The sequence below is a fragment of the Microbacterium istanbulense genome, assembly GCF_037204145.1.
Taxonomy (GTDB): domain Bacteria; phylum Actinomycetota; class Actinomycetes; order Actinomycetales; family Microbacteriaceae; genus Microbacterium; species Microbacterium istanbulense.
Map to the genome: position 1 here is coordinate 101,472 of NZ_JBBDGN010000007.1, position 25,993 is coordinate 127,464.

Sequence of the window (25,993 nt, forward strand, 5' to 3'; positions counted from 1 at the left end):
GTCTGCGTACCGTGGTGCCATGCCTCGTCTCGTCCCTGCTCTGCGTCTGGTCGTGCCTGCCCTGTGGATCGGACTGATCGTCGGGCTGTCGTTCATCGAGACGCCGCTCAAGTTCCTGGCTCCCGGCATCACGATCCCCCTGGGCCTCGGAATCGGCCGCCTGGTGTTCACGGCGCTGTCGCTCGCCGGCTGGTTGCTGTGGGTGGTGCTGGTGGTGCTCGGCGCGTTCCGCCCGCGTCTCTCGCGGGGCGGATGGATGCTGATCGGCGCCGCCGGCGCTGTCGCAGCCGTGCAGTCCCTGGTCATCCGCCCGGCGCTCGCCGCACGCAGTGACGTGATCATCGCCGGGGGTGACCCCGGCGAATCGTGGCTGCACTATGGCTACATTGCGGCCGAGCTGGCGCTCGTTGCCGTCCTCGTCGGCTATCTCGCGCTGATGATCCGTCACGATGACCCCGGCAACAGGGGAGAGGGCTCTGCCTGAGGTACAGTGAGTGAGGTAAGGCACTCCTTACCTCACTTCCCGAGTGGAGCCCCGCCCCGTGTTCGCCACCCTTCTCATCGGCCTGCGTGAAGGTCTCGAGGCCGCGCTCGTCGTCGGCATCCTCATCGCCTACCTCCGCCGCCTGGGACGCTCGGATGTGCTCCCGCGGCTGTGGGCGGGTATCGCTCTCGCGGTCCTGCTCGCCCTGGGGGTCGGTGCGATCCTCACCTTCGGTGCGTACACGCTCACCACGCAGGCGCAGGAGCTGCTGGGCGGCGGCCTGTCGCTGTTGGCCGTCGCGATGGTCACCTGGATGATCTTCTGGATGCAGAAGGCCGGTCGCACGATGAAGGCCAGCCTCGAAGGCGGCATCGATCGCGCGCTCGCGACCGGTGGGCTGTGGGCGCTCGTGTTCGTCGGTTTCGTCTCGGTCGCCCGGGAAGGCGTCGAGACCACGCTGTTGCTCTGGTCGATGGTGCAGTCCTTCGGCGAGGTCCCCGCAGCGCTGCTCGGAGCCCTGCTGGGACTCGTGATCGCCGTCGTCATCGGTTGGCTGCTCGCCCGTGGCGCCGTGCGCCTCGACCTGCGACGCTTCTTCGCGTGGACCGGCGGATTCCTCGTGATCGTCGCGGCCGGTGTGCTCGCCTACGCCGTGATGGACCTGCAGGAAGCGGCAGCGCTCCCAGGCCCCTTCACCACCCATGCTCCGGTCGACGCGACCGGAGCCGTGCTCACGGGGCTCGCCGGCTTCCCCTTCGGCTGGGCGTTCGACCTCCGCGAGGCCATCGCGCCCGGAGGCCCGCTGGCGGTCATCCTGCAAGCGACGATCGGATTCATGCCGCAGATGACGTGGCTGCAGGTGATCGCCTGGGTGCTGTACGTCGTCATCGTCGGCGGGTTCTTCCTGCGCGGGTTGCGTCGTCGCCCCGCCCCTCGCGCGGCCGCGCCCGCTGCGACTGCCGTCGACACGTCCGACACGTCCGACACTTCCGACACCCCGAACGCCGCCCGCACGGCCGCACCGACCCCCTCCCGATCCACCACAGGAGCAGCATGATCACCGCTTCCCGCGCCGTCGGCGCACTCGCCGCGACCGGAGCCGCCGCGCTCCTCCTCTCGGGCTGCGTCGCCAAGGCCGATCTCGCCGAGGCATCCTTCACCGTCTCCTCGACGGCCGACGCGTGCACGGTGTCGTCGACGAACGCACAGAGTGGCACCCTCACCTTCGACGTGCAGAACGAGGGGGAGCAGGTCACCGAGTTCTACCTGCTCGCCGACGACGGCCTGCGCATCGTCGGCGAGGTCGAGAACATCGCCCCCGGGGCATCCCGTACCCTCACCGTCACGGCCCAGCCGGGCGACTATTTCACGGTCTGCAAGCCGGGCATGCTCGGTGACGGCGTCGGTCGCGCCGGCTTCACCGTGAGCGGTGACCGGGTCGAGGTGGCCGGGGCGGATTCCGAGCAGAAGGCCGAGGCCGTCAGCCTGTACGGGGCGTTCGTGAAGGACCAGGTCGGCCAGCTCGTGCCGTCGGTCGAGGCCTTCGTCGCGGCGTATGTCGCGGGCGATGACGAGACCGCCCGCGAGATGTTCCCGCAGACGCGGGCGTTCTACGAGCGCATCGAGCCCGTGGCCGAGGCGCTGGGTGACCTGGATCCGCGCATTGACTACCGAGAGGTGGATGCCGTCGCCGAAGGCCTGGACTGGACAGGCTTCCACCGCATCGAGAAGGATCTGTGGGTGCCGGCGAAGGACGCCCTCAACGCCGACGGCGAGACGCCGGCCTGGCAGGACTGGGCACCGTCGACCACCGAGGAGCGGGCCGAGTTCGGCGACCTGCTCATCGCCGACGTGCAGGAGCTGTACGACTACGTGCACTCCGACGACTTCCAGGCCGCGCTCGACGACCAGGGGATCGCCGGGATCTCGAACGGCGCCATCGCCCTGCTCGACGAGGTCGCCACCGGCAAGATCACCGGCGAGGAGGACTGGTGGTCGCACACCGACCTCTACGACTTCGCCGCCAACGTCGAAGGGTCGAAGATGGCGTTCTCGCTCGTGCGCGACCTTGCTGCGGCCAAGGGCGACGACGGGGCTGCCCTCGTCGAGCAGATCGACGCGGGGTACGCCGCGCTCGAGGAGGCTCTCGCTCAGCACGGCTCGCTGTCTGATGGCTTCGTGCCGTTCACCGACCTGTCCGACGAGCAGCGTCGCGAGCTGAGTGATCTCATCAACGCCCTCGCTGAGCCGCTCTCGCAGCTCACGACCACGGTGCTCTCCTGAGATGACCGACGACATCACCCCGACCGCCGATGGCGCGGAGGTCTCGCCCGACGAGGCCGCAGGTCGCGCGCGCCTGAGCCGCCGCGGCCTGCTCGGGCTCGCTATCGGTGGCGGGGTGGCCGGTCTCGCCCTCGGGGGCGTCGGCGGCTACGCCCTCGGCGCCGCGCGGGTCGGCGAACACGACGCCGGCACACCCTACGCCTTCTTCGGGGCGCACCAGGCGGGCATCACCACGCCCGTGCAGGAGCACCTGCACTTCGCCGCGTTCGACATGATGCCGCGCAGTGATCGCGATGACCTGATCGAACTGCTCCAGGACTGGACCTACGCATCCGCGCGGATGACGCAGGGTCTGGAGGTCAGCGCCACCGGCGCGGTTGGCGGCCCCGCCGAGCAGCCGCCGGATGACACCGGTGAGGCGCTCGGGCTGCCGGCATCGCACCTGACCGTCACGATCGGTTTCGGTCCGACCCTCTTCGAGAACGAAGACGGCGACCGCTACGGCATCCGGGATCGACGTCCCCCGCTGCTGCAGAAGCTGCCGCCGTTCCTCGGTGACGACCTCGACCCCGCATCCTCCGGGGGAGACCTGTGCATTCAGGTGTGCGCGGACGACCCGCAGGTCGCCGTGCACGCGATCCGCAACCTCAGCCGCATCGCCTTCGGGCGCGCCAAGCTGCGTTGGTCGCAGCTCGGCTTCGGCAAGACCTCACGCACCACGGCCCAGCAGCAGACGCCGCGCAACCTCTTCGGCTTCAAGGACGGCACGGCGAACATCCTCGCCGACGACACCGCGGGGCTTGCCACGCATGTCTGGGTCGCCTCCGGCGACGGTGCCGACTGGATGGCGGGCGGCTCGTATCTTGTCGCCCGCAAGATCGCGATGCTCATCGAGACCTGGGATCGGGTGCAGTTGGGTGAGCAGGAGCGCATCATCGGCCGCGACAAGGGTCAGGGCGCCCCCCTCTCGGGAGGGGAGGAGGCAACGGCGCCGGACTTCTCGTCGGCGGCGATCGACACCGCCAGCCACGTGCGTCTGGCCCATGCCGCGCAGAACGACGGGGTGCGTATCCTGCGTCGCGGTTTCAACTACGTCGACGGCAACAACACGCTGGGCCGGCTCGACGCCGGTCTGTTCTTCCTGTCCTACCAGCGCTCGCCGGAGCAGTTCATCGCGCTGCAACGCACCTTGTCGACCGACCTGCTGAACGAGTACATCCGCCACGTCGGTTCGGGGCTGTGGGCGGTGCCGCCGGGCGCTGCTGAGGGTTCGTACGTCGGCGCCCCGTTGTTCGCCTGACGCGACCTCAGCTGCGGCGCGAACCGGTCGGGTCGTTGCGGTGGCCCTCGGCGGTGATCAGCTCCGGCTCGCGGAACAGCCACGCCGGTCGCGGCTCGACCAGGGGGCGGAAGACGGTGCGCACCGGCTTGCTCGAGAGCAGGAAGGCGATCGCCACCGAGACCACGGTGATCACCGGCAGCCAGAGCCAGGTCGGGTCGAGGCTGCGCAGCACGCCCGACTCGCGGAACGGGTAGAGCACGAACGAGTGCAGCAGGTACACGTACATCGTGTACTGCCCCAGGTGCGTCCACCAGGTGTTGCGGCGCGGCAGCAGCACGAAGAATGCGGCGCTGAGGAGGAGCGCGAGCCCCATCAGCACAATGCGGAATCCGCCTGCCCACCACTGCTCACCGCCGAGATCGGCGTAGGAGTCCTCGTAGAAGAACCAGTGGCGCAGATCGATGGTCTTCCACACATCCAGCCAGAACCAGCAGGCGAAGGCCCAGAAGGCCAGCACGGCGAGAGCTGTCACGCGCAGCCACCAGGGGCGGTAGTCGATCAGCTGGAATCGCCGCACGATGTCGTGCTCGCGCAGCCACCAGCCGAGGGTGAAGAAGAACAACAGACCCAGTGTCCGCGAGAGCGAGAAGGTGCTGTCCACGTTGGCGATGTAGCCGACGCCGACCGAGATCGCCATCGCCCACAACAGCGGCCAGCGCAACAGCGCGAGGTACGGGAGCACGAGACGGAAGATGCCGAGGGCGAGCAGGAACCACAGGGTCCACGACGGTTGCGTGATGTTGGGACTGCCCTGCCCTTCCACCAGCCACTTGGTCACCGACCAGAGAAGTTCGAAGATGAGATACGGCAGCAGGATGTCGGTCAGCACCCGCACCATCTGCTTCTTGGTGGGGGGAGAAGCCTTCGAGAAGTAGCCCGAGATGATCGCGAACGCGGGCATGTGGAAGGCATAGAACGACAGGTAGAACGCGTAGGAGATATCGGAGTCGTATATGAGTCGCTGGATGCCGTGGCCGAGCACGACCAGCACGATGCACGCGAAGCGGGCATTGTCCCAGAACGGCACGCGCCGGCGGGCGCGCGGAATCGAGCCCGTCGTGGTCGGGGGTGCCGGCTCCTGCGCGCTGCTCATCCCCCGAGGCTACCTGGCGCATGCGGGCGGGAATAAGTTTGTGCGCCCTGCGTTGTACGAGATACATTCATTTGAATAGAGCGGATGCCTCCGGCATCCCGACTGGAGAGAAAAGTGAACGAGCACAGCGCTATGCAGTTCGGCATCATGTCCGTCAGCGACATCACGCAGGACCCCACGACCGGCCACACCCCGAGCGAGCGCGAGCGCATCAAGGCGACCGCGACGATCGCCAAGCACGCCGAAGAGGTGGGACTCGACGTCTTCGCCATCGGTGAGCACCACAACCCGCCGTTCTGGTCGTCCAGCCCGACGACCTTCCTCGCCCATGTCGCCGCACAGACCGAGCGTCTGATCGTCTCGACGTCGACGACTCTGATCACCACGAACGACCCCGTGCGCATCGCGGAGGAGTACGCGATGCTGCAGCACGTCTCCGACGGCCGCATGGACCTCATGCTCGGCCGCGGCAACACCGGCCCCGTCTACCCGTGGTTCGGTCAGGACATCCGCCAGGGCCTGCCGCTGGCGATCGAGAACTACGCGCTGCTGCGCAAGCTGTGGACGGATGACGTCGTCGACTGGGACGGCAAGTTCCGGACCCCGCTGCAGGGCTTCACCTCGACGCCGCGCCCCCTCGACGGCGTCGCGCCGTTCGTCTGGCACGGTTCCATCCGCACGCCGGAGATCGCCGAGCAGGCCGCGTACTACGGTGACGGCTTCTTCGCCAACAACATCTTCTGGCCCAAGGAGCACTACCAGCGCCTCATCGAGCTGTACCGCCAGCGCTTCGCGCACTACGGCCACGGCACCCCCGAGCAGGCGATCGTCGGACTCGGCGGCCAGGTATTCATGCGCACCAACTCGCAGGACGCGAAGAACGACTTCCGTCCCTACTTCGACAACGCCCCCGTCTACGGCCACGGACCGAGCATGGAGGACTTCACCGAGATGACCCCGCTGACGGTCGGTTCGCCGCAGCAGGTCATCGACCGCTATGCCGCGATGCGTGACACCTTCGGCGACTACCAGCGCCAGCTGTTCCTCATCGACCACGCGGGTCTGCCGCTGAAGACCGTGCTCGAGCAGCTCGACCTGCTCGGTGGCGAGGTCGTGCCGGTGCTGCGCAAGGAGCTGGCGGCCGGGCGCCCCGAGACCGTGCCGGATGCACCCACCCACGCAGCCCGCGTCAAGGCGATCTACGGTGACGGCCCCGCGCGCGAAGCGCGCCCGGGCGCCAACCGCGGCGACAACCTCACCGCCGGCTCGCCCTACCAGGACGGCCCGGCGCTCGCCGGCTCGTCGTTCGGTGCCGCTGCGACCCGGAAGGGGGCCTGACATGAGCGAGCGTCGCATCGCCGTGATCTCAGCAGGGTTGTCCAATCCGTCATCCACGCGGATGCTGGCGGACCGGCTGCTCGCCGAGACCGCGAAGTCGCTGCGCGAGCGCGACATCGAGGTGAAGGCTGACGTGATCGAACTGCGTGACCTCGCGCATGACATCACCAACAACCTGCTCACCGGGTTCGCCCCCGCCGCGCTCGAGGAGGCCATCAACCGGGTGGTCTCGGCAGACGGGATCATCGCGGTCACGCCGATTTTCTCGACGAGCTACGCCGGGCTGTTCAAGTCGTTCATCGATGTGCTCGCCCCGGACGCGCTCACCGGCAAGCCGGTGCTGATCGGCGCCAACGCCGGGACCGCGCGTCACTCGTTGGCGATCGACTACGCGATCCGTCCGCTGTTCACGTATCTGCACGCCGAACCGGTCTCGACCGGGGTCTTCGCGGCCTCGAGCGACTGGGGTTCGAACGCCGACGACGTGGCGCCGCTCAGCGCGCGCGTGGAGCGCGGAGCACGCGAGCTCGCGGACGCGATCGCACGACGCGAGTCGGCGGGAGATGCTGATCCGTTCGACCCCGACACCTACCTCGGCAAGGGGCGTTCCTTCGGGCACCTGCTCGGAGGGCTCGCGGGGGAGTGACCCACGCAGACGATGGCCGCGCCGGTACTATCCGCCGCGGCCATCGTGGCGTTAACGTGAGCACATGGACATCTCCGTCGCTGGGGCGACCGGAACACTGGGGGCCGAGATCGTACGCGTGGCTGCGGCGCGGGGCCACGGCGTGCGTTCGCTGTCGCGCGCGACCGGGGTCGACGTGCGTGACGGACGCGGCCTCGAGAACGCCGTGCGTGGCAGCGACGCGGTCATCGACGCGTTGAGCCTCCCGTCCCAGAGCGAGGCGAAGGCGGTCGCCTTCTTCGAGCAGACCTCGGAGCGACTGCTCGAAGCCGAGCGTCGAGCCGGCGTCGGGCATCACCTGGTGATCTCGATCGTCGGCATCGACCGCGCCCCCTACGGCTACTACGCGGGAAAGGTCGCGCAGGAGTTGGCGGTGGAAGCAGGCGGCGTGCCCTGGACGATCCAACGAGCCACGCAGTTTCACGACTTCGCGCGGCAGATGTTCCAGGGCTTCGCCATGGGCCCTGTGCATCCGGTCATCACGGCACCGGTGCAGCCGGTGGCGATCAGCGAACTCGCCTCCCGGGTGGTCGACCTTGTCGAGCGGGGGCCGAGCGGGCGGGCGACCGACTTCGCCGGTCCGCGCGAGGAGGAACTCGGGGCCATGATGCGCGCGTGGGCGCAGCACATCGGTGCGCGGGTATGGATGCCGCGTGTCCTGCTGCCCGGGTCGTACGGCGCCGCGCTACGCGACGGTTCCGCGCTCCCCGACACCTCGGCGGAGCTGGGCCGCATCACCTTCGAGGACTGGCTGTCGCAGCAACCTCCCGGTTAAGGGGGGGGCAGGCTGGCGCCCGCCCCTCACCGGTGGATCAGCCGCTCTTGCGACGGAACTCCCGCTTCATCTGCGGCGCGGCCGTGGCGTGCACGGCGGAATCTCCGTCGAGGTGCGCCTCGCCTCCGTGTCGCTGCGCGTTCTTCTTGTCGAGCGCCTCTTTGAACTTGCGCTTCATCTCCTCGGAGGAGTTCGCCTTGTCTTCGCTCATGCGCGCCAGCCTAGCCCGGCGTGCCCACGGTCACACCAGCGTGATGTCGTCCGGTGTGTCAAGCGCAACCCAGCGCGGTCGACGCGCTGCCGGCACCGACAACACGTCGGCGCGCACGAGCGGCCCGAGATCCAGACCTGTGAGGGCGGCGACATCCGCGGCCGGCACCTGGAAGGTCAGGAATGGGGGCAGCGGGGCGATCGACACACGAGCGCGGTCTGCCGTGAGCAGGGAGGATCCATCGAGCAGATCCGACTGATCGAGCAGAAAGGCTGCGCTGCGCAGGGCGCCAGGTGCGTCGACCCAGGCCGCGACCTTCCAGAACCGCCGCGGGATGCGGATGCCTCGGTAGGGCGGGTCATCGGCGCCGAGCACCGGGGCCGTGAACACGCTCACGCGGTGGTCGTGCGCGTCGGCATAGGTCAGCACGTGATCCTCCAGTCCGAGCCAGAGCTGCGGTGACTGGTTGAAGTCCGCGACCTGCGGGGCGGCATTCGGGTAGGCGAAGGTCGCCTCGGTCGCGGCCACGGCATCCGTGCCCCACCCCGGATCGCGGCGGCGCACGAGGTGACCGCGGTCGAGATCGTTGCGGCGGTACACCTCTGCGCCCGCCTGCAGCGCGGCGGGAACCCGTGGATCCAGATGCCATTCTCCCGAGCGGGGAACCTCGACGAGCGCCGCACCGTCGATGTTGACCGCCGTGGATCCGGCCAGACGCCGCTCATGCATGAGGAGCACCGAGAAGTGCGGGTAGTCCAGTCGGGTCGCGTGCGCGGGGGAGAGCGGCACCGGCAGCGGCACGGTCGTGCCGAGGAAATCGTCGTCGTAGCCCGCGAACGTCGCCATGCCGACAGTCTGGCGCACCCGTCAGGGTGAAAGGCCTGCTGATAAGCTGGTTCGGGTTGCCCTTCGGCATCCTGTCCAATTTCATATCGACTCATGGAGCGATCGGCGGAGAGCTGGTCCCCTGTGGTGGGTTCCTCGGCGGCGAGCGTCGGGTGGCATTCCACTGGTGGCCAGCGCAGGCGCGTTCTCGCGGGAATGCCCGCGCGCCCATATCCGCACGCATGTGCTCCGTTTGCATGCTCGTGGTTCACACGGAATCGCGAGCCTAAACAAAGAAGGAGAGACCTCTTGGAAGGTCCTGAAATCACTGCCACCGAGGCCGTTCTTGACAACGGTCGCTTCGGCACCCGCACCATTCGCTTCGAGACCGGTCGTCTCGCCCAGCAGGCGCAGGGCGCCGTCGCGGCGTACCTCGACGAGGAGACCATGCTGCTGTCGGCCACGAGCGCGGGCAAGCACCCGCGTGAGGGCTTCGACTTCTTCCCGCTGACCGTTGACGTCGAGGAGCGTTCCTACGCTGCCGGCAAGATCCCCGGTTCGTTCTTCCGTCGTGAGGGTCGCCCCTCGACCGAGGCGATCCTGGTCTGCCGTCTGATCGACCGCCCGCTGCGCCCGTCGTTCGTCGACGGCCTGCGCAACGAGGTGCAGATCGTCATCACCGTGCTGTCGATCGCCCCGGGCGAGTACTACGACGCGCTGGCGATCAACGCTGCATCGGCATCGACCCAGATCTCGGGTCTGCCCTTCTCCGGCCCCGTCGCCGGTGTGCGCCTGGCCTTCATTCCTGGCCACGGCGAGCACGCCGACCAGTGGGTCGCGTTCCCGAACGCCGAGCAGGTCGGCGAGGCCGTGTTCGACCTCATCGTCGCCGGTCGCGTCGTGACCAAGGCTGACGGCACCGAAGACGTCGCGATCATGATGGTCGAGGCCGAGGCGACCGAGGGCAGCTGGAACCTCATCAAGGCCGGCGCCACCAAGCCGAGCGAAGAGGTCGTGGCCCAGGGCCTCGAGGCCTCGAAGCCGTTCATCGCGCAGCTGGTGAAGGCCCAGGCCGAGCTTGCCGCGACCGCCGCCAAGGAGCCGGGTGTTTACCCGGTCTTCCCCGCGTACAGCGACGAGGTCTACAACTTCGTCTCCGAGCGCGCCTTCGCGGAGCTCAGCGATGTCTACCAGATCGCCGACAAGGTCGAGCGTCAGAACGCCGACGACGCGATCAAGGACCGCGTCCGCGCCGAGCTGATCGAGGCCGTCGAGGCCGGTGAGCTGCCGGCCGGTGCACCGCTCGAGTTCGCCGCCGCGTACAAGTCGGTCACCAAGAAGATCGTTCGCGGCCGCATCCTCACCGAGAACGTCCGCATCGACGGCCGTGGCCTGGCAGACATCCGTCCGCTGGACGCGGAGGTTCAGGTCATCCCGCGCGTGCACGGCTCGGCCGTGTTCCAGCGCGGTGAGACCCAGATCCTGGGCGTGACCACGCTGAACATGCTCAAGATGGAGCAGCAGATCGACTCGCTGTCGCCCACCACGAGCAAGCGCTACATGCACCACTACAACTTCCCGCCCTACTCGACCGGTGAGACCGGTCGTGTCGGGTCGCCGAAGCGTCGCGAGATCGGGCACGGCTTCCTCGCCGAGCGCGCGCTCGTGCCGGTGCTGCCCAGCCGCGAGGAGTTCCCCTACGCGATCCGTCAGGTCTCTGAGGCGCTGAGCTCGAACGGCTCGACGTCGATGGGTTCCGTCTGCGCCTCGACCCTGTCGCTGCTGAACGCTGGTGTGCCGCTGCGCGCACCCGTCGCCGGCATCGCCATGGGCCTGGTCTCGGACGAGGTCGACGGTCAGACCCGCTACGCGGCGCTGACCGACATCCTCGGCGCTGAGGACGCCCTCGGTGACATGGACTTCAAGGTCGCCGGTACCAGCGACTTCGTCACCGCGATCCAGCTGGACACCAAGCTCGACGGCATCCCCTCCGAGGTGCTCGCCGGCGCGCTGACCCAGGCCAAGGATGCGCGTCTCACGATCCTCAACGTGCTGAACGCCGCGATCGACGCTCCTGACGAGATGGCGCCCACCGCGCCGCGCGTCATCAGCGTGCAGATCCCGGTCGACAAGATCGGTGAGCTGATCGGCCCGAAGGGCAAGACGATCAACGCCATCCAGGACGAGACCGGCGCCCAGATCTCCATCGAGGAGGACGGCACCGTCTACATCGGCGCTGTCGACGGTCCCTCGGCCGAGGCGGCCCGTGCCCAGGTGAACGCGATCGCCAACCCCACCAACCCGGAGGTCGGCGAGCAGTTCCTCGGCACCGTCGTGAAGATCGCCACCTTCGGCGCCTTCATCTCGCTGCTGCCCGGCAAGGACGGCCTGCTGCACGTCACCGAGGTGCGCAAGCTCGCCGGTGGCAAGCGTGTCGAGAACGTCGAGGACGTGCTCTCGGTCGGTCAGAAGATCCTCGTGCGCATCACGAAGATCGACGACCGCGGCAAGCTGTCGCTCGAGCCCGTGCTCGACGACGCTCCTGCCGAGGGCGAGACGACCGAGGCTCCTGCCGAGGCCTGATCCTGCTCCGGATGCGAGATCTCTGGCATCCGGTTCCACCTCAGAAGACCCGGGGTCGCGCGAAATGCGCGGCTCCGGGTCTTCTGCGTCTGGTGTGACCAAAACGTTATAGCTGACACGCTCTGCGGGGCGTCGCACGGCCCGGAGTACCCGGTGCTGTCGCTTACTCTCTAAGTACGCACCGGGGGGTGCAGCGGACCGTGGGACGGGACCCACAGACGCGGGGGTGGTGAGATTGCGGTTCTTCGGGGTTAGCACCGGCACCGACGTCTCCCGCGCGCAGCCCGTGATCGATGTACACCCGTCCGCACCGATCCCCGTAGTCGGTCCGGGGGTCGGCGCGAACCTGAGAGTGCCCATCGGGGAGACCGTGCACAGCGCCTTTCCCCTGATGCTCGGCGCCGCCGAGTTCGGCTGGAATGTCGATCTCGAGTCCAGCCACGACATTCTCGACCGGTATGCGGAGTTCGGCGGCAACGCGATCCACACCGCCGACGGTTACTCGGGTGGGCGTAGCGAACACATCATCGGCCAGTGGTTGCGCAGCAGGGGCTTGCGGGATCGGATGCTGCTCAGCGTGCGCATCGGAACGCACGCCGATCACCCTGGCCTGGGGGCGGTGAACCTCGTGCGCGCGGTGGAAGGATCGCTCACGCGACTGGGTGTCGAGCAGATCGACATCATGTACCTCGACGCCACCCTCGACCAGGCGACGAATCTCGAAGACACCCTCGCCACGGTCGACTGGCTGCGCGAGAGCGGCAAGATCGCCACGGTGGGTGCCTTCGGGCTCGCGCCCGAGCAGCTCGTCGAAGCCCGTATCCTCGCCTCCGCCGGCTACCCGCGGATCGAGGTTCTCGACGAGCCGTACAACCTCGTCCGACGTCAGCAGTACGAGGGAGACCTGCGGCTGGTCGCCGGGGCGCAGAACCTCGCGTTGACTCCGTCGCATGCGCTCGAGCACGGCTTCCTCTCGGGTCTCTACCGTAACAAGCAGGCGTCCGCCGGTGTGCGGGGCGAGCAGCTACGGGCACTCGTGAACCGACGCGGGATCAAGATCCTGAAGGCCCTCGACACGGTCGCCGCCGAGCTCGACGCGCCGATCGCCGCCGTCTCCGTGGCCTGGCTGCTCGCGCAGCGCACGGTGGTCGCGCCGATCGTGAACGCCTTCGCGATCGCGCACGTCGATGAGCTCATGCAGGCGGCGGGGATCTCTCTCTCGCGGACCCAGCTGACCGACCTCGCCCGCGCCAGCGACTGACGCCTCGCTTTCTACCCGGGTAGGCTGATGGTGTCCCTCGGGACAGCGACGAAGCGAGCAGGGTTGTGACGCACTACATATATCTGGTCAGACACGGTGAACATCAGGACGCCGAGCACGGCGTCGACGACGGACCCCTGTCGCCGAGGGGGCAGCGCCAGGCCGAGCTCATCGCCGACCGGCTCTCCGGCCTTCCACTGGACGGTGTCTGGCATTCGCCCTTGCTGCGGGCCACCGAGACGGCCAAAGCCGTCGCGGCCCGGCTTCCTTCTGTGGTGCCCGAGCCCTCCGCACTCCTGTTCGACTGCGTGCCGACAGGGCCGACCGACGACACCCCTGCCGCCTACGAGCCGTTCTTCGGATCTGTCACAGAGGCCGAGATCGAGGCGGGTCGGGCGCAGATGGAAGACGCGGTGGGGGAGTTCCTCATGCGTAAGACCGGTGATGTGCACGACGTGCTCATCACCCACAACTTCGTCATCGCCTGGTTCGTGCGTGAGGTGCTGGGGGCGCCGGAGTGGCGCTGGATGACCCTCAACCAGGCGCACTGTGGCCTCACCGTCATCATGCAGCGCCAGGGGCGGCCCTGGACGCTGCTCGCGCACAACGATCTCGGCCACTTGCCGATGGAGCTGCGCACCGGTCTTCCCGACATCATCCCGGTCTGAGTGCGTCGCTGACTCAGTGCCCGAGTGGCCGGCGAGCCGAACCTAGACTGGATACATGACCACACAGGTTGCCCTCGTCGGCGGCACCGGCAAGCTCGGCACGATCATCCGCTCCGTCATCGACTCCCTCGACGGCTACGACGTCGTGCGGGTGCTGACCTCATCCAGCGACCTCAGCGAACTGCGCGGCGCCGATCTTGTCATCGATGCGTCTGTGCCGGCCGTGAGTATCGAGGTCGTCCGCGCCGCGACCGAACAGGGCATCAACGTGCTCGTGGGCACGTCCGGCTGGTCGCAGCAGCGGATCGCAGCCATCCGGCCCCTGGTCGATGCCGCCGGCACCGGCGCGGTCTTCATCCCGAATTTCTCGCTCGGCTCCGTGCTGGGCTCGGCGCTGGCTGCCGCCGCGGCCCCCTTCTTCCCGTCCGCCGAGATCATCGAGGCGCACCGCGAGACCAAGATCGACTCGCCCAGCGGCACGGCGGTGCGCACAGCCGAGCTCATCGCCGCAGCGCGTGAGTCCGTGGGACCGGTGTTGGCCCCGCACGTGGATCAGCGCGCGCGAGGCCAGCAGGTCGCTGCCGTGCCGGTGCATTCCCTGCGGCGGCCCGGCGTGGTCGCCAAGCAGGAGGTCATTCTGTCCGGGCCGGGTGAATCGCTCACGTTCGTGCATGACACCGTCGAACCCGCGCTCGCTTACGCACCGGGCATTCGGCTGGCTGTGCCGTTCGCCGCCGGCGCGCGCGGCATCACCGTGGGCCTGGAGAACATCATCGACCTCGGCCTCGGAGCACGCCGATGAGCTCACGCATCGGTGTGGTCGTGATGGCTGCGGCCCTGGTGCTGTATCTCGCGGTCGCCGGTTGGGGAGCGCTACTGATGCTGCGCACCGGGGAACCTGTGGGGATCGCCATGGGCGTGGCGCTGCTCGTGCTGCCGCTGATCGGCGCGTGGGCGCTCATCCGCGAGGTGCAGTTCGGTCTTGCCGCCTCCCGGCTGGGGCGAACCCTCGATGCAGAGGGCGGCATGCCAGACGCGCCGGAGCAGTTGACGCCGAGCGGCCGGCTGCTCGAGGCAGATATTGAGCCGATGATCACCCAGTACACCGCAGAGGCCGACGCGGCACCGGGTGACTGGCGTGCACGGTACCGGCTCGGAGTGGTGCAGGATGCCGCGGGGCGCCGTAAGGACGCCAGGGCGAGCATCCGCGAGTCGATTCGCCTGTCCCGCGCGGGCTGACGGCCCGGCTGCGCACAGCGTGAGCGGTCCGCAGCCGGACCGGCGCTCAGGCCAGCGAGGCCTCGAGCGTGATCTCGATGCCGGCCAGGGCCTGCGACACGGGGCATCCGACCTTCGCGCCCTGCGCGATCTCCGCGAAGCGCTCGGGCGTGATACCCGGCACGACAGCGTTGACGTTGAGGTGGCTGCCGGTGATGCCGGTGCCGGGCTTGAAAGTGACCGAGGCGCTCGTGTTGACGCGCTCGGGTGGAGTGCCGTTCTCGCTCAGCGCGTGCGAGAGCGCCATGCTGAAGCACGAGGCGTGCGCGGCCGCGATGAGCTCTTCCGGGGTCGTGGTCGTATCTGAGCCCTCGCTGCGCGCCTTCCAGTCGATGGGGAAGGTGCCCAGGTGCGAGGTCGAGAATGCGACCGTGCCGGAGCCCTCCATCAGGGAACCGGTCCAGGTGGTGTTGGCTTCGCTCGTGACGGACATGGTTCCTCCAAGAAGTCGGGGGCGCTGATTCCCGCCCGTGTCGCAAGCCTATCCAGGCGGTGTCACAGACGGAACCGCGCTCACAGCGCCGGGCCCTCGCGCCCGACGAGGCCCGCGCGCTGCAGCAGCAGGTACAGCTGGCACCCGAGGCACAGACCGAAGGCGGCGTTGAGGAACGCGGCGAGGAACGCCGCCGCCGTCGCGATCGGCAGGGCGTAGGGAACGCCGATGAGGTGCAGCAGCAGTCCGACTCCCACGACCAGCAGGCCCACGCCCTGCGCGAAGCGCGGCGGGCGCGGGTCTTCGAGCTCGGTCGGGGGCGCGAGGCGAGGACGGACGACACGGCGGAACAGCACCGCCCACGGGTGAGTCCGCGGCGACAGGATGCCCCAGAGGAACAGCCCCGCGATCGCGAGCGCGAGCACGAACGCCGGCTCGGTGACCTGTCGGAGCAGGAAAGCGGCCCCCGGATTCGCCGGCCAGCCGAAAGTGGCGACGGTGTGATCGACACCAGCGGTTGTGAGACCGAGCAGCGTGGCGAGCAGCAGCAAGGCCGAGGTGATCCAGGCGGCGAAGCGAGGGCCGCGCGGGTCGATGGCTGCGGGAGGGGTCATCGGGACTCCAAGACGGGTGTGGTGGAGGGAAGTGCGTCTTCGATGTCGGCGCGGCGCGGCACGCCAGCGAAGCGAGCGAGCACGGCACCATCGGGGCCGACGATGAAGGTCGTCGGCGTCTGCAGGATGCCGTGCCTCGAGGCCAGATCGACCCGGTGCGTGAGGTCGACGTCGACCTGCTGAACGCCGTCGGCCGCATCGGCGACCTGCCTCAGCATCCGGCGCACCTGGGGGCACCGCGCGCAGGTCTCGGTGCTGAACAGCACGAGGGTCGCAGCCGGGGCGAACGCCGAGACACCCAGGTCTGCGAGCGCGATCCGCCGGCCCTTGCCGCCGCGGCGGCGGCCGTCGAGGACACGCCACAGGATGCCTGCACCGATAGCGACGGCGAGCAGCACGCCGACGGCGATCAGGGCGGTGGACAGTGGCATTCTTAGAGGGTACGCGCGCGCGGAGCACCCGGGGCTGATATGACGCCGAATGACCGCCCGTGACCGCACACGCGGCAGGTATCGTGGCATGCATGAGCGCCGCCGTCCCCACGCCCTACGAAGATCTGCTCCGCGACGTGCTCGCACACGGTACGCACAAGGATGACCGCACCGGCACCGGAACGACCAGCGTCTTCGGCCGTCAGATCCGCTTTGACCTGTGCCAGGGGTTCCCGCTGATCACCACGAAGCGTGTGCACTTCAAGTCGATTGCCTACGAGCTGCTGTGGTTCCTCCGCGGTGAATCGAACGTGGCGTGGCTGCAGGAGAACGGCGTCACGATCTGGGATGAGTGGGCCGATGCCGATGGTGACCTCGGCCCGGTCTACGGCGTTCAGTGGCGCAGCTGGCCGACACCCGACGGTGGCAGCATCGACCAGCTCGCACAGGTGATCCAGCAGATTCGCGACACCCCCGACTCGCGGCGCCTCATCGTCTCCGCATGGAACCCGGCAGACATCCCTGACATGGCGCTCGCGCCGTGCCACGCCATGTTCCAGTTCTACGTCGCGGACGGCAAGTTGTCGTGCCAGCTGTACCAGCGCAGCGCCGACCTTTTCCTCGGCGTGCCGTTCAATATCGCCTCCTACGCGCTGCTGACGATGATGATCGCCCAGCAGACCGGTCTTGAGCCCGGCGACTTCGTGTGGACCGGTGGTGACTGCCACATCTACGACAACCACATCGAGCAGGTGCGCGAACAGCTCAGCCGTGATCCCTATCCGTACCCCACGCTGCGCTTGGCGCGCACGCCGGACTCGATCTTCGACTACCGCTACGACGACTTCATCGTCGAGGACTATCAGCATCACCCGGCCATCCGCGCGGCGGTGGCGGTATGACCTGGGTGGGCCTCATCTGGGCCGAGGCGCGCGGTGGTGTCATCGGGGCCAAGGGCGGACTGCCCTGGCATGTGCCCGAGGATCTCGCGCACTTCAAAGAGGTGACCATGAACTCCGCCGTGGTGATGGGCCGCAAGACCTGGGACTCGTTGCCGGAGCGGTTCCGGCCGTTGCCCGGCCGCGAGAACATCGTCATCACCCACCAGCAGGACTGGACGGCGGACGGCGCCCGCCGCGCGGCCGACGTGCACAGCGCGATGCGCGGGCTCGAGACGGCGTGGGTGATCGGCGGTGCGGAGATCTTCCGCCAGTTGATCCCGGATGCCGATCGCCTCGAAGTCACCGAACTTGACCTCGACGTGCAGGGCGATGCGTTCGCTCCGCCCCTCGACGGCTGGCGTCTTGTCGACGAGACGGCGTGGGAGACCTCGCGCACCGGCGTCCGCTACCGCTTCAAGAGATACGAGCGCTGATGCCCACCGCACTGATCACCGGCGCGACCGCAGGACTCGGCGCCGAATTCGCCAGGCAGCTGGCCCGACGGCGAGCCGACCTCGTGCTGGTCGCACGCACCGAACCCGCACTGGAGGCGTTCGCCACTGAGCTGCGTGAGCGGTACGGCGTCGCGGTCGAGGTCCTTGCGGCTGACCTGTCCGTCGCGGGCGACGTGGATCGCGTCGCGGCGCGCTTCGCTGACGTGGCGAACCCCATCGACTTGCTGGTCAACAACGCCGGCTTCGGCCTGCCGCTGAGCTTCGCGGACAATGACGTCGACGATGAGGTGCGCCACCTGCGCGTGCATGTCGAGGCGACGATGCGCCTCATGCACGCGGCGATCCGCGCGATGCGCGGTCGCGGCGGCCGAATCATCAACGTCGCCTCCGTCGCCGGGTTCATCTCCCGGTCGACCTATTCGGCGTGCAAATCGTGGGTGATCGGGTTCAGCCGCTGGGCCAACGTCGAGTACGCGCCCGATCGCATCAGCGTCACCGCACTCTGTCCCGGCTTCACGCACACGAGCTTCCACGAGCGCATGGGACTCGCCCCCGGTGAGGAGGGCGTTCCGGACTGGATGTGGCTGGATGCCGCCGACGTGGTGGGCGAGGCGCTGCGAGACGCGGCGCTCGGCAAGGCGGTCTCGGTGCCGTCGTGGCGGTACAAGGCGATCGTCGCGCTGAGCCGAGTGCTGCCGCCCTCACTCACCGCTGGCGTCGCCCGTCGCGGACGCGTCTGAGCGCCACGCCGTCGCACCGGCGGTGCCGCGGACGATACGCTGAGAGCATGACGCACTCGGGCAACCCCTTCGGACAGGTCCTCGTCGCGCTCGTCACTCCGATGACGGCCGACGGTGAAGTGGATTGGCCCGCGGTCGAGAAGCACATGGATCGCGTCATCGCCGACGGGGCCGACGGCATCGTCGTGACCGGCACGACCGGAGAGACCTCGACGCTGACGGATGCCGAGAAGCTGCGCCTGGTCGAGGTCGGCAAGGACGTCTCGGCCGGCCGGGCCAAGATCATCACCGGCGGCGGCTCCAACGAGACCGCGCACGCGATCGAGCTGTACAAGGCCAGCGAGAAGGCCGGCGCAGACGGCATCATGATCGTGACGCCCTACTACAACAAGCCAACGCAGGCCGGCATCCTCACGCACTTCCGCCTCGTCGCCGATGCGACCGACCTGCCGGTCATCCTCTACGACATTCCGGGACGCACCGGTGTGCCGATCAAGTACGAGACCATCCTGCGCCTGGCCAAGCATCCCAACATCCTCGCCGTGAAGGATGCCAAGGGCGACTTCTCCGAGGTCAGCCGCGTGCTCAACCAGACCGATCTGCACTACTTCTCCGGCGACGACGCGAACGTGCTCCCGCACCTGTCGATCGGCGCCACCGGCCTGATCAGCGTCACCGCCAACATCACCTCGGCGCCGTACCGGACGATCGTCGACGCGGTCAACCGAGGCGACCTGAAGACGGCCACCGCCGAGCACATGCGCCTCGAGCCGCTGGTGCGCGCGACCATGACCCACGTGCCGGGCACTGTCGCAGCCAAGTACATCCTGCACGGCCTCGGCCGCATCGGCAGCCCCCGCGTCCGCCTGCCCCTGGTGGGGCCGGAGGAGTGGGAGGCAGCGATCATCGAGGACGAACTCGCCCTCGTGCAGGGCGTGCCCGGTGCCGACTTCTCTGACTTCCGCCCCGATCGCAACGCAGCGGCGGGTGGAGCCCTGCCGAAGGTGCACGGCACCACACGATGAGCGCTCCGCGCTGACAGACACGAACGGGCACAGCAGGTGTCCGACTGAGGAGACATCAATGTCCACCCCCATCGCCGACCCTGAACCGCTCGCCCCCGGAACTCTGCGCATCATCCCGCTCGGCGGGCTCGGTGAGGTCGGTCGCAACATGACCACCTTCGAGTACGACGGCAAGATCCTCATCGTCGACTGCGGTGTGCTCTTCCCCGAAGAGCACCAGCCGGGCGTCGACCTCATCCTGCCCGACTTCGAGCCGATCAAGAGCCGACTCGACGACATCGTCGGCATCGTGCTCACCCACGGTCACGAGGACCACATCGGTGCCGTGCCCTACCTGCTGCGCCTGAAGGGCGACATCCCGCTGATCGGCTCCGCGCTCACGCTCGCGCTCGTCGAGGCCAAGCTTAAGGAGCACCGCATCCGTCCCTTCACGCTCACCGTGAAGGAGGGCGACACCGAGAAGGTGGGCCCCTTCGATCTGGAGTTCGTCGCGGTCAACCACTCGATCCCTGACGCCTTGGCCGTCGCGATCCGCACGCCGGCCGGGCTCGTGCTGGCCACCGGCGACTTCAAGATGGACCAGCTGCCGCTGGACGGTCGTCTGACGGACCTGCGTGCGTTCTCGCGTCTGGGCGAGGAAGGCGTCGACCTCTTCCTCGTCGACTCCACCAACGCAGACGTGCCCGGCTTCACCCCGCTGGAGCGTTCGATCGGTCCGGTGCTCGATCAGGTGATCGCCAAGGCACCGCGCCGGGTGATCGTCGCCAGCTTCTCCAGTCATGTGCACCGCGTGCAGCAGGTCATCGACGCCGCGGCCGCGCACGGGCGCCGCGTCGCCTTCCTCGGACGTTCCATGGTGCGCAACATGACCATCGCCGAGGAACTCGGATACCTCAAGGTGCCCGACGGGGTGCTCATCGACTACAAGAAGGCACGCGACCTGCCGGACGACAAGATCGTCTACATGTCCACCGGGTCGCAGGGCGAGCCGATGGCCGTGCTCAGCCGCATGGTGAACCTCGACCACGCCATCGAGCCAGGGCCCGGAGACACGGTGATCCTGGCCTCGAGCCTGATCCCCGGCAACGAGAACGCCGTGTACCGCGTGATCGACGGGCTGACCAAGCTCGGCGCCAACGTCGTGCACAAGGCGAACGCGCGCGTGCATGTCTCGGGCCACGCCGCGGCGGGCGAACTGCTCTACTGCTACAACATCCTCAAGCCCAAGAACGTGCTCCCCGTACACGGCGAGTACCGCCACCTCATCGCGAACGCGAAGCTCGCACAGGACACCGGGATCCCGGTCGAGAACACGATCATCGCCTCGAACGGCACCGTGATCGACCTGAAGGACCACGTCGCCCGGGTCGTCGGACAGCTCGACCTCGGGTTCGTCTACGTCGACGGCTCCACGGTCGGTGAGATCACGGATGCCGATCTGAAGGATCGCCGCATCCTGGGCGAAGAGGGCTTCGTGTCGGTGATCGTGGTCGTCGACTCCGCCACGGGCAACATCATCTCCGGGCCGGAGATCCACGCCAGGGGTGTTGCGGAGGACGACAGCGTCTTCGACGACGTCGCCCCGAAGATCGTCGCCGCGCTCAAGGAGGCGGCGGGCAACGGCGTGCACGGAAGTCACGCGCTCTCGCAGGTCGTCCGCCGCACGATCGGCCGCTGGGTCAATCAGAAGCTGCGTCGTCGCCCGATGATCGTGCCGCTCGTCATCGAGGCCTAAGAGCCCCCCGGTTCCCTGAGCCTGTACCTCCTGGGTCCCTGAGCTGTACCGTCTGGGTCCCTGAGCCCCGTCGAAGGGCCCGGGTCCCCGAGCCTGTACCTCCTGGGTCCCTGAGCCCCGTCGAAGGGCCGGCGATCACAGGCTGATCGCCCAGAAAGCCGCGTCATTACGGCGCTCTGTCGGTGCCCGCGCGTACCGTAGGACCATGGCCAGGAGTACCGCGAAGACCGAGCGCGCCGTCGAGAGCGCGCCGTCGCGCCCGAAGCGGCAGACGACATCCAGGGCCTCCTCGAAGGCGGCCCCGGCGCCGAAGAAGTACATCGACGAAGACGAGAAGGCTCCCGTGCTCGTGCGCATGTGGCTCGGCCTCGCGCACGGTGTCGGTGGCATGTTCCGCGCTTTCGGTCCCGAGAACCTCGAGAAGGATCAGCGCCGAGACGGTCTGCCCTTCCTGCTGGTGCTGCTCGCATGCGTCGGCGCTGTCGTCGAATGGTTCTTCATCGGCAATGAGGTGGCGCAGACCATCAGTGCCTATTCCTGGGGCGGCATGGTCGGGCGCACCGCCTTCATCCTGCCGGTCCTGCTTCTGTTCCTCGCCGGCTGGCTGTTCCGGCATCCGTCCTCGGTGCACGACAACGGTCGCATCGGCATCGGTTTTGGCCTGTTCGTCCTGTCCCTGGCTGGCATCTGTCACGTCGCCTCGGGCACCGTCAACAAGCTCGGCGAGCTCGTGCGCCCTCAGCCGCAGGAGGGCATGCCGGCGCTGAGCGCGGCCGGCGGCCTGTTCGGATGGATGGTGGGGGAGCCTCTCGCGTACCTGACGCCGGTGGTGGCCTATCTGGTGCTCGGACTGCTCGCCGCTCTCAGCATCCTCATCCTCACCAAGACCCCGCCGAACCGCATCGGTTCGCGCCTGGGCGACCTGTACGCGTGGATGTTCGGCGCCGAGCGCCCGGAGCGCGACGACTCGTCGAAGAAGACGCCCGAGATCGCTGAGGCCGACAAGGTCGACGACCCGGATGCGCTGCCCTGGTGGCGTCGTAACAAGACGGGCCGTGAAGAAGACCCCGATGACACCGTCGACTCACAGGCGTTGACCAAGCTCCTCGAGGGCGCCGACACCGCTCCCACGGCCTATGACCAGGCCGTGACGGTCGATGACGCGCCGTATGACGACACCTACGACGCGGCGACCGAGGTCCTCACCGACGTCAGCGCGATCGCCGGCCTGACCGATGAGCCGGGCGCCACAGGGCTTCTCGACGACTCGGGATCGACCGGCGAGCTTCCCGGCCTTGACGGATTCGGCACGGCCGGACCGGGGGAGCGGGGCCCGCAGCCTCCCGCCGCCCCGTACGTGCTGCCCTCGCCCGCGGTGCTCAGCGCCGGCCCGCCCTCGGTCGCACGTTCTGAGGCGAACGACCGCATCGTGCAGCAGATCACCAACGTGCTCACGCAGTTCAAGGTGGACGCCAAGGTCACCGGCTTCTCGCGCGGTCCGACCGTCACGCAGTACGAGGTCGAGGTCGGGCACGGCGTCAAGGTCGAGAAGATCCTGCAGCTGAGCAACAACTTCGCCTATGCGGTGGCCTCCAACGACGTGCGCATCCTCTCGCCCATTCCGGGCAAGAGCGCGATCGGCATCGAGATCCCCAACACCGACCGCGAGACGGTGTCACTCGGCGATGTGCTGCGTTCGCCGGCTGCACACAAGAGCACCCACCCGCTGACGATCGGCGTCGGCAAGGACGTCGGCGGCAACTTCGTCACCGCGAACCTCGCCAAGATGCCCCACCTGCTCGTGGCCGGTTCGACCGGTTCGGGTAAATCGAGCTTCGTGAACTCCATGATCACGAGCCTCCTCATGCGTGCCCGTCCGGCCGACGTGCGCATGGTCCTGATCGACCCCAAGCGGGTCGAGCTCACTAGCTACGCCGGTGTGCCGCACCTGATCACGCCGATCATCACGAACCCCAAGAAGGCCGCCGAGGCGCTGCAATGGGTCGTGAAAGAGATGGACATGCGGTACGACGACCTGGCGTCGTTCGGTTTCCGCCACATCGATGACTTCAACCGTGCCGTTCGCGCCGGTGAGGTCGAGGTCCCGATCGGCAGCGAGCGGGTGCTTAAGCCGTATCCCTACCTGCTGGTCGTCGTCGACGAGCTCGCCGACCTCATGATGGTCGCCCCGCGCGATGTCGAAGACTCGATCGTTCGGATCACCCAGCTCGCCCGCGCCTCCGGCATCCACCTCGTGCTCGCCACCCAGCGGCCCAGCGTCGACGTCGTCACAGGTCTGATCAAGGCCAACGTGCCCTCGCGTCTGGCGTTCGCGGTGACCAGCGTCACCGACAGCCGGGTCATCCTCGACGCCCCCGGCGCCGACAAGCTCATCGGACAGGGCGACGCCCTGTTCTCGCCGATGGGCTCCTCCAAGCCGTTCCGTTTGCAGGGCGCGTGGGTCGAGGAAAGCGAGATCGACGCCGTCGTCAAACATGTCACTCAGCAGGCGCGGCCCGAGTACCGGCCTGACGTGCAGGAGGCCATCGAGACGAAGAAGAAGGAAGTCGACGAAGACATCGGCGACGACCTCGAGGTGCTGCTCGCGGCAGCCGAGCTCGTCGTGGGCACCCAGTTCGGCTCCACCTCGATGCTGCAACGCAAGCTGCGCGTCGGCTTCGCCAAGGCCGGCCGCCTGATGGACCTGCTGGAGTCCCGCGAGATCGTCGGCCCCTCTGAGGGGTCCAAGGCGCGCGACGTGCTCGTCACCGCCGAACAGCTCCCCGGTGTGCTCGCCCGCCTGCGCGGGGATGACGGGCCTGCGGCCCCGGCGGCTCCGCCAGCCCCGGCGGCGGCTCCCGCCGCCCACGCCTATGAAGAGGATCCGATCGAAGCCCAGTACCGCGACCTGCCCGTGGTCGAGGATGAGGGCGACGAGGATGCCTGGGGATTGACAGGAAGAGACTGATGGCCATTCCGCGGCAGTTGCCGAACGCGATCACGGTTGCCCGTATCCCGCTCGCGCTCATCTTCTTCGTGCTGCTGCTCCTCGGCGGCACGTACGGACTCGACGATCTCACTGTCCGGTGGATCGCCGGCATCCTTTTCGTCGTCGCCATCTCGACCGACTGGGTCGACGGATATCTGGCCCGCAAGTACGACATCGTCAGCGATTTCGGCAAGCTGTGGGATCCGATCGCCGACAAGCTCCTCACCGGGGCCGGCTTCGTGGGCCTCGCCATTCTCGGCGAGTGGCCGTGGTGGATCGTGATCGTCATCCTCATACGTGAGTGGGGCATCACGGCGCACCGGTTCATGGTCGCCAAGCAGCACATCGTCGCCGCTGCGTGGATGGGCAAGCTCAAGACGGTCGTGCAGGGCGTCGCGCTGTCGTGGTGGCTGCTGCCGTTGCACCAATTCATCGGCGAACCGGCTTGGCTCGCCGTCGGTGTCGTGCTCATGTGGGCCGCGCTCATCCTCACGGTGGCGAGCGGCATCGACTATGTCGTCGCCCAGGTGCGCGGAGCCAAGGCAGCCTGATGAGCGACGCGGCCGCTCTGCTGGCAGCACTGCAGCAGAAGGGGTGGACGCTGGGCATCGCGGAGTCGCTCACGGGCGGCGCGCTCAGCAGTGCGCTGGTCGCGGTGCCGGGGGCATCCGCGACTCTGCTCGGAGCGGTGGTCGCCTACGCCACGCCCGTCAAGCATTCCCTGCTGGGTGTGGATGCCGCGCTGCTGGCCGCGCACGGTCCCGTGCATCCGCTCGTCGCCGAGCAGATGGCAGACGGTGTACGGCGGGCCGTCGCAGTGGAGGGGCGCGCCGCCGACGTCGGTGTCTCGACCACGGGTGTCGCAGGGCCGGACTCGCCGGACGGCCAACCCGTCGGTACGGTGCACGTCGGGGTGGTCACGCCGTCCGCGCGCACGAGCTTCTCGTTCGTGTTCGATGGAGACCGGGCGGGGATCCGTCGGCAGTCGGTCGAGGCGGCGCTGGTCGCGACTTTGCGGCTGGTCGCGGAATAGGTCGGCCTTGAGTCGGGTTGACTCAGATGTGCCCACCAGAAGTCACGTGCTCACAACCAAACCACAGCGAGAAACAGTAGATTCAGTGTCATCCAGTCGCGTTAGACTGGCGATCCCCTCGGGGAACACCCCGAGAGGCACCATGGAGAGGAGGTTCCGATGATCCTTGTACGACAGGAGATCGGCGATGTGCTGAGGGACTTCCGTCTGCAGAAGGGCCGCACCCTTCGCCAGGTGGCCAGCAAGGCATCCGTCGCTCTCGGATATCTCAGCGAGGTTGAGCGCGGCCAGAAGGAGGCGTCGAGTGAGATCCTCGCCTCGGTAGCCGAAGCTCTGGACGTTCCCATCTCGACGATCATGCGCGAGGTCGGCGACCGTATCTCGGTGCTCGAAGGTCTGCACGGTTTCCCGGACGTCGTTCCGGACGAGCTGGTGGCCTCGGTCGAGCCCGAGCTCTCGCTGCACTGAGCCGCATCGCGGATGCGACGAAGCGAGTTCCTTCGCGCGGTCGACGATGAGTTCGGATCGCGCGCTGCTGCACTGACCCACGACCTGGTGCTCGGCGATTTCGGGCGCACCGCGCTCGAGGCGCTCGATGCGGGAATCCCGCCTCGGGAGATCTGGCTTGCGCTGTGCGCGGAGACCGACGTGCCCGCCGAGCGCCGCTACGGCGTCGGCCGGTTGGAGCCACGCAAGCACTGACTCCCTCTGCGATGCCGACGGCGTGTCGTCGAACGTCTGTTCGAAATGCGGGTATCGTTCTGCACAGAT

At 68.1% G+C, this 25,993-nt stretch carries 28 protein-coding genes; 22 read left to right on the forward strand and 6 right to left on the reverse strand.

Annotation, left to right across the window (positions count from 1 at the left end):
• The first annotated feature begins 19 nt into the window (after positions 1 to 19).
• The 4 genes from WDU93_RS08880 to efeB are packed head-to-tail and all read left to right on the forward strand — an operon-like array spanning position 20 to position 4,067.
• Positions 20 to 484, forward strand: coding sequence for a hypothetical protein (locus WDU93_RS08880; protein WP_337319675.1), 465 nt, complete (start codon positions 20 to 22; stop codon positions 482 to 484).
• A gap of 58 nt (positions 485 to 542) precedes the next feature.
• On the forward strand, positions 543 to 1,541 hold the full coding sequence (gene efeU / locus WDU93_RS08885; protein WP_337319677.1) for an iron uptake transporter permease EfeU: 999 nt from the start codon (positions 543 to 545) through the stop codon (positions 1,539 to 1,541).
• Positions 1,538 to 2,767: an iron uptake system protein EfeO gene (gene efeO, locus WDU93_RS08890; RefSeq protein ID WP_337319680.1), complete on the forward strand. Its 1,230-nt coding sequence runs from the start codon at positions 1,538 to 1,540 to the stop codon at positions 2,765 to 2,767. Before efeU ends, efeO begins: the two co-directional genes overlap by 4 nt.
• 1 nt (position 2,768) lies before the next feature.
• On the forward strand, positions 2,769 to 4,067 hold the full coding sequence (gene efeB / locus WDU93_RS08895; protein WP_337319682.1) for an iron uptake transporter deferrochelatase/peroxidase subunit: 1,299 nt from the start codon (positions 2,769 to 2,771) through the stop codon (positions 4,065 to 4,067).
• Positions 4,068 to 4,074: 7 nt separating this feature from the next.
• Here efeB and WDU93_RS08900 read toward each other — a convergent pair whose 3' ends face one another.
• Positions 4,075 to 5,202, reverse strand: a complete 1,128-nt coding sequence (locus WDU93_RS08900; RefSeq protein ID WP_337319684.1) for an acyltransferase family protein — start codon at positions 5,200 to 5,202, stop codon at positions 4,075 to 4,077.
• Between the two features lie 132 nt (positions 5,203 to 5,334).
• Here WDU93_RS08900 and WDU93_RS08905 point away from each other — a divergent pair, with 132 nt between their 5' ends.
• From WDU93_RS08905 to WDU93_RS08915, 3 genes are all read left to right on the forward strand, one after another.
• Positions 5,335 to 6,540: an LLM class flavin-dependent oxidoreductase gene (locus WDU93_RS08905; RefSeq protein ID WP_337319849.1), complete on the forward strand. Its 1,206-nt coding sequence runs from the start codon at positions 5,335 to 5,337 to the stop codon at positions 6,538 to 6,540.
• A 1-nt stretch (position 6,541) separates the two neighbouring features.
• Positions 6,542 to 7,186, forward strand: a complete 645-nt coding sequence (locus WDU93_RS08910; protein ID WP_337319685.1) for an FMN reductase — start codon at positions 6,542 to 6,544, stop codon at positions 7,184 to 7,186.
• Between the two features lie 64 nt (positions 7,187 to 7,250).
• Complete coding sequence (locus WDU93_RS08915) at positions 7,251 to 8,000, forward strand: SDR family oxidoreductase (protein ID WP_337319687.1); 750 nt, start codon at positions 7,251 to 7,253, stop codon at positions 7,998 to 8,000.
• Between the two features lie 37 nt (positions 8,001 to 8,037).
• On the opposite strand, the gene WDU93_RS08920 is transcribed toward WDU93_RS08915, so the two are convergent.
• Both WDU93_RS08920 and WDU93_RS08925 read right to left on the reverse strand, forming a co-directional pair.
• Positions 8,038 to 8,211, reverse strand: a complete 174-nt coding sequence (locus tag WDU93_RS08920; protein WP_337319689.1) for a DUF5302 domain-containing protein — start codon at positions 8,209 to 8,211, stop codon at positions 8,038 to 8,040.
• Positions 8,212 to 8,241: 30 nt separating this feature from the next.
• Positions 8,242 to 9,057 carry a DNA/RNA non-specific endonuclease gene (locus WDU93_RS08925; RefSeq protein WP_337319691.1) on the reverse strand — a complete coding sequence of 272 codons (816 nt, stop codon included), beginning with the start codon at positions 9,055 to 9,057 and terminating at the stop codon, positions 8,242 to 8,244.
• Positions 9,058 to 9,345: 288 nt separating this feature from the next.
• Here WDU93_RS08925 and WDU93_RS08930 point away from each other — a divergent pair, with 288 nt between their 5' ends.
• The 5 genes from WDU93_RS08930 to WDU93_RS08950 all read left to right on the forward strand — a co-directional run bounded on the left by WDU93_RS08930 (position 9,346) and on the right by WDU93_RS08950 (position 14,787).
• Complete coding sequence (locus WDU93_RS08930) at positions 9,346 to 11,619, forward strand: polyribonucleotide nucleotidyltransferase (protein WP_337319693.1); 2,274 nt, start codon at positions 9,346 to 9,348, stop codon at positions 11,617 to 11,619.
• Positions 11,620 to 11,854: 235 nt separating this feature from the next.
• Positions 11,855 to 12,880, forward strand: a complete 1,026-nt coding sequence (locus WDU93_RS08935) for an aldo/keto reductase (RefSeq protein ID WP_420064057.1) — start codon at positions 11,855 to 11,857, stop codon at positions 12,878 to 12,880.
• 65 nt (positions 12,881 to 12,945) lie between these two features.
• Positions 12,946 to 13,548, forward strand: coding sequence for a histidine phosphatase family protein (locus WDU93_RS08940; protein WP_337319697.1), 603 nt, complete (start codon positions 12,946 to 12,948; stop codon positions 13,546 to 13,548).
• Between the two features lie 55 nt (positions 13,549 to 13,603).
• Positions 13,604 to 14,350, forward strand: a complete 747-nt coding sequence (dapB, locus tag WDU93_RS08945; protein WP_337319698.1) for a 4-hydroxy-tetrahydrodipicolinate reductase — start codon at positions 13,604 to 13,606, stop codon at positions 14,348 to 14,350.
• A complete protein-coding gene (locus tag WDU93_RS08950; RefSeq protein ID WP_337319700.1) occupies positions 14,347 to 14,787 on the forward strand; it encodes a hypothetical protein in 441 nt (146 codons plus the stop codon). The genes dapB and WDU93_RS08950 overlap by 4 nt, the downstream gene beginning before the upstream one ends.
• Positions 14,788 to 14,833: 46 nt before the next feature.
• On the opposite strand, the gene WDU93_RS08955 is transcribed toward WDU93_RS08950, so the two are convergent.
• The 3 genes from WDU93_RS08955 to WDU93_RS08965 all read right to left on the reverse strand — a co-directional run bounded on the left by WDU93_RS08955 (position 14,834) and on the right by WDU93_RS08965 (position 16,304).
• Entirely contained in the window at positions 14,834 to 15,259 is a 426-nt protein-coding gene (locus WDU93_RS08955; protein WP_337319702.1) for an OsmC family peroxiredoxin, read from the reverse strand.
• An 80-nt stretch (positions 15,260 to 15,339) separates the two neighbouring features.
• Positions 15,340 to 15,873 (reverse strand): DUF4395 domain-containing protein, encoded by a 534-nt coding sequence (locus WDU93_RS08960; protein ID WP_337319704.1) that lies wholly within the window; start codon positions 15,871 to 15,873, stop codon positions 15,340 to 15,342.
• Positions 15,870 to 16,304 (reverse strand): TlpA family protein disulfide reductase, encoded by a 435-nt coding sequence (locus WDU93_RS08965; protein ID WP_337319706.1) that lies wholly within the window; start codon positions 16,302 to 16,304, stop codon positions 15,870 to 15,872. The genes WDU93_RS08960 and WDU93_RS08965 overlap by 4 nt, the downstream gene beginning before the upstream one ends.
• 92 nt (positions 16,305 to 16,396) lie before the next feature.
• Between WDU93_RS08965 and WDU93_RS08970 the strand changes: the two genes are divergently transcribed.
• The 10 genes from WDU93_RS08970 to WDU93_RS09015 all read left to right on the forward strand — a co-directional run bounded on the left by WDU93_RS08970 (position 16,397) and on the right by WDU93_RS09015 (position 25,924).
• A complete protein-coding gene (locus WDU93_RS08970; protein WP_337319708.1) occupies positions 16,397 to 17,206 on the forward strand; it encodes a thymidylate synthase in 810 nt (269 codons plus the stop codon).
• Positions 17,203 to 17,679, forward strand: coding sequence for a dihydrofolate reductase (locus WDU93_RS08975; protein WP_337319710.1), 477 nt, complete (start codon positions 17,203 to 17,205; stop codon positions 17,677 to 17,679). Before WDU93_RS08970 ends, WDU93_RS08975 begins: the two co-directional genes overlap by 4 nt.
• Positions 17,679 to 18,440 carry an SDR family NAD(P)-dependent oxidoreductase gene (locus WDU93_RS08980; protein ID WP_337319712.1) on the forward strand — a complete coding sequence of 254 codons (762 nt, stop codon included), beginning with the start codon at positions 17,679 to 17,681 and terminating at the stop codon, positions 18,438 to 18,440. Before WDU93_RS08975 ends, WDU93_RS08980 begins: the two co-directional genes overlap by 1 nt.
• Before the next feature lie 47 nt (positions 18,441 to 18,487).
• Positions 18,488 to 19,465, forward strand: a complete 978-nt coding sequence (dapA, locus tag WDU93_RS08985) for a 4-hydroxy-tetrahydrodipicolinate synthase (protein ID WP_337319714.1) — start codon at positions 18,488 to 18,490, stop codon at positions 19,463 to 19,465.
• A 58-nt stretch (positions 19,466 to 19,523) separates the two neighbouring features.
• Complete coding sequence (locus tag WDU93_RS08990; RefSeq protein ID WP_337319716.1) at positions 19,524 to 21,200, forward strand: ribonuclease J; 1,677 nt, start codon at positions 19,524 to 19,526, stop codon at positions 21,198 to 21,200.
• Positions 21,201 to 21,405: 205 nt separating this feature from the next.
• Positions 21,406 to 24,168, forward strand: coding sequence for an FtsK/SpoIIIE family DNA translocase (locus WDU93_RS08995; protein ID WP_337319718.1), 2,763 nt, complete (start codon positions 21,406 to 21,408; stop codon positions 24,166 to 24,168).
• The gene (pgsA, locus tag WDU93_RS09000; RefSeq protein ID WP_337319720.1) at positions 24,168 to 24,740 is read left to right on the forward strand and encodes a CDP-diacylglycerol--glycerol-3-phosphate 3-phosphatidyltransferase; all 573 of its coding nucleotides are present in this window, start codon (positions 24,168 to 24,170) and stop codon (positions 24,738 to 24,740) included. Before WDU93_RS08995 ends, pgsA begins: the two co-directional genes overlap by 1 nt.
• Entirely contained in the window at positions 24,740 to 25,222 is a 483-nt protein-coding gene (locus tag WDU93_RS09005) for a CinA family protein (protein WP_337319722.1), read from the forward strand. Before pgsA ends, WDU93_RS09005 begins: the two co-directional genes overlap by 1 nt.
• Positions 25,223 to 25,381: 159 nt before the next feature.
• Positions 25,382 to 25,690 (forward strand): helix-turn-helix domain-containing protein, encoded by a 309-nt coding sequence (locus WDU93_RS09010; protein WP_337319724.1) that lies wholly within the window; start codon positions 25,382 to 25,384, stop codon positions 25,688 to 25,690.
• Between the two features lie 12 nt (positions 25,691 to 25,702).
• On the forward strand, positions 25,703 to 25,924 hold the full coding sequence (locus tag WDU93_RS09015) for a DUF3046 domain-containing protein (protein ID WP_337319725.1): 222 nt from the start codon (positions 25,703 to 25,705) through the stop codon (positions 25,922 to 25,924).
• Positions 25,925 to 25,993 lie beyond the last annotated feature (69 nt).

Excerpts from the sequence above, each read along its gene's own strand:
- WDU93_RS08880 (WP_337319675.1), top strand. The coding sequence starts at position 20 with ATGCCTCGTCTCGTCCCTGCTCTGCGTCTGGTCGTGCCTGCCCTGTGG.
- efeO (WP_337319680.1), top strand. The coding sequence starts at position 1,538 with ATGATCACCGCTTCCCGCGCCGTCGGCGCACTCGCCGCGACCGGAGCC.
- efeB (WP_337319682.1), top strand. The coding sequence starts at position 2,769 with ATGACCGACGACATCACCCCGACCGCCGATGGCGCGGAGGTCTCGCCC.
- WDU93_RS08900 (WP_337319684.1), bottom strand. The coding sequence starts at position 5,202 with ATGAGCAGCGCGCAGGAGCCGGCACCCCCGACCACGACGGGCTCGATT.
- WDU93_RS08905 (WP_337319849.1), top strand. The coding sequence starts at position 5,335 with ATGCAGTTCGGCATCATGTCCGTCAGCGACATCACGCAGGACCCCACG.
- WDU93_RS08910 (WP_337319685.1), top strand. The coding sequence starts at position 6,542 with ATGAGCGAGCGTCGCATCGCCGTGATCTCAGCAGGGTTGTCCAATCCG.
- WDU93_RS08915 (WP_337319687.1), top strand. The coding sequence starts at position 7,251 with ATGGACATCTCCGTCGCTGGGGCGACCGGAACACTGGGGGCCGAGATC.
- WDU93_RS08920 (WP_337319689.1), bottom strand. The coding sequence starts at position 8,211 with ATGAGCGAAGACAAGGCGAACTCCTCCGAGGAGATGAAGCGCAAGTTC.
- WDU93_RS08925 (WP_337319691.1), bottom strand. The coding sequence starts at position 9,057 with ATGGCGACGTTCGCGGGCTACGACGACGATTTCCTCGGCACGACCGTG.
- dapB (WP_337319698.1), top strand. The coding sequence starts at position 13,604 with ATGACCACACAGGTTGCCCTCGTCGGCGGCACCGGCAAGCTCGGCACG.
- WDU93_RS08950 (WP_337319700.1), top strand. The coding sequence starts at position 14,347 with ATGAGCTCACGCATCGGTGTGGTCGTGATGGCTGCGGCCCTGGTGCTG.
- WDU93_RS08955 (WP_337319702.1), bottom strand. The coding sequence starts at position 15,259 with ATGTCCGTCACGAGCGAAGCCAACACCACCTGGACCGGTTCCCTGATG.
- WDU93_RS08960 (WP_337319704.1), bottom strand. The coding sequence starts at position 15,873 with ATGACCCCTCCCGCAGCCATCGACCCGCGCGGCCCTCGCTTCGCCGCC.
- WDU93_RS08965 (WP_337319706.1), bottom strand. The coding sequence starts at position 16,304 with ATGCCACTGTCCACCGCCCTGATCGCCGTCGGCGTGCTGCTCGCCGTC.
- WDU93_RS08970 (WP_337319708.1), top strand. The coding sequence starts at position 16,397 with ATGAGCGCCGCCGTCCCCACGCCCTACGAAGATCTGCTCCGCGACGTG.
- WDU93_RS08975 (WP_337319710.1), top strand. The coding sequence starts at position 17,203 with ATGACCTGGGTGGGCCTCATCTGGGCCGAGGCGCGCGGTGGTGTCATC.
- WDU93_RS08980 (WP_337319712.1), top strand. The coding sequence starts at position 17,679 with ATGCCCACCGCACTGATCACCGGCGCGACCGCAGGACTCGGCGCCGAA.
- dapA (WP_337319714.1), top strand. The coding sequence starts at position 18,488 with ATGACGCACTCGGGCAACCCCTTCGGACAGGTCCTCGTCGCGCTCGTC.
- WDU93_RS08990 (WP_337319716.1), top strand. The coding sequence starts at position 19,524 with ATGTCCACCCCCATCGCCGACCCTGAACCGCTCGCCCCCGGAACTCTG.
- WDU93_RS08995 (WP_337319718.1), top strand. The coding sequence starts at position 21,406 with ATGGCCAGGAGTACCGCGAAGACCGAGCGCGCCGTCGAGAGCGCGCCG.
- pgsA (WP_337319720.1), top strand. The coding sequence starts at position 24,168 with ATGGCCATTCCGCGGCAGTTGCCGAACGCGATCACGGTTGCCCGTATC.
- WDU93_RS09005 (WP_337319722.1), top strand. The coding sequence starts at position 24,740 with ATGAGCGACGCGGCCGCTCTGCTGGCAGCACTGCAGCAGAAGGGGTGG.
- WDU93_RS09010 (WP_337319724.1), top strand. The coding sequence starts at position 25,382 with ATGATCCTTGTACGACAGGAGATCGGCGATGTGCTGAGGGACTTCCGT.
- WDU93_RS09015 (WP_337319725.1), top strand. The coding sequence starts at position 25,703 with ATGCGACGAAGCGAGTTCCTTCGCGCGGTCGACGATGAGTTCGGATCG.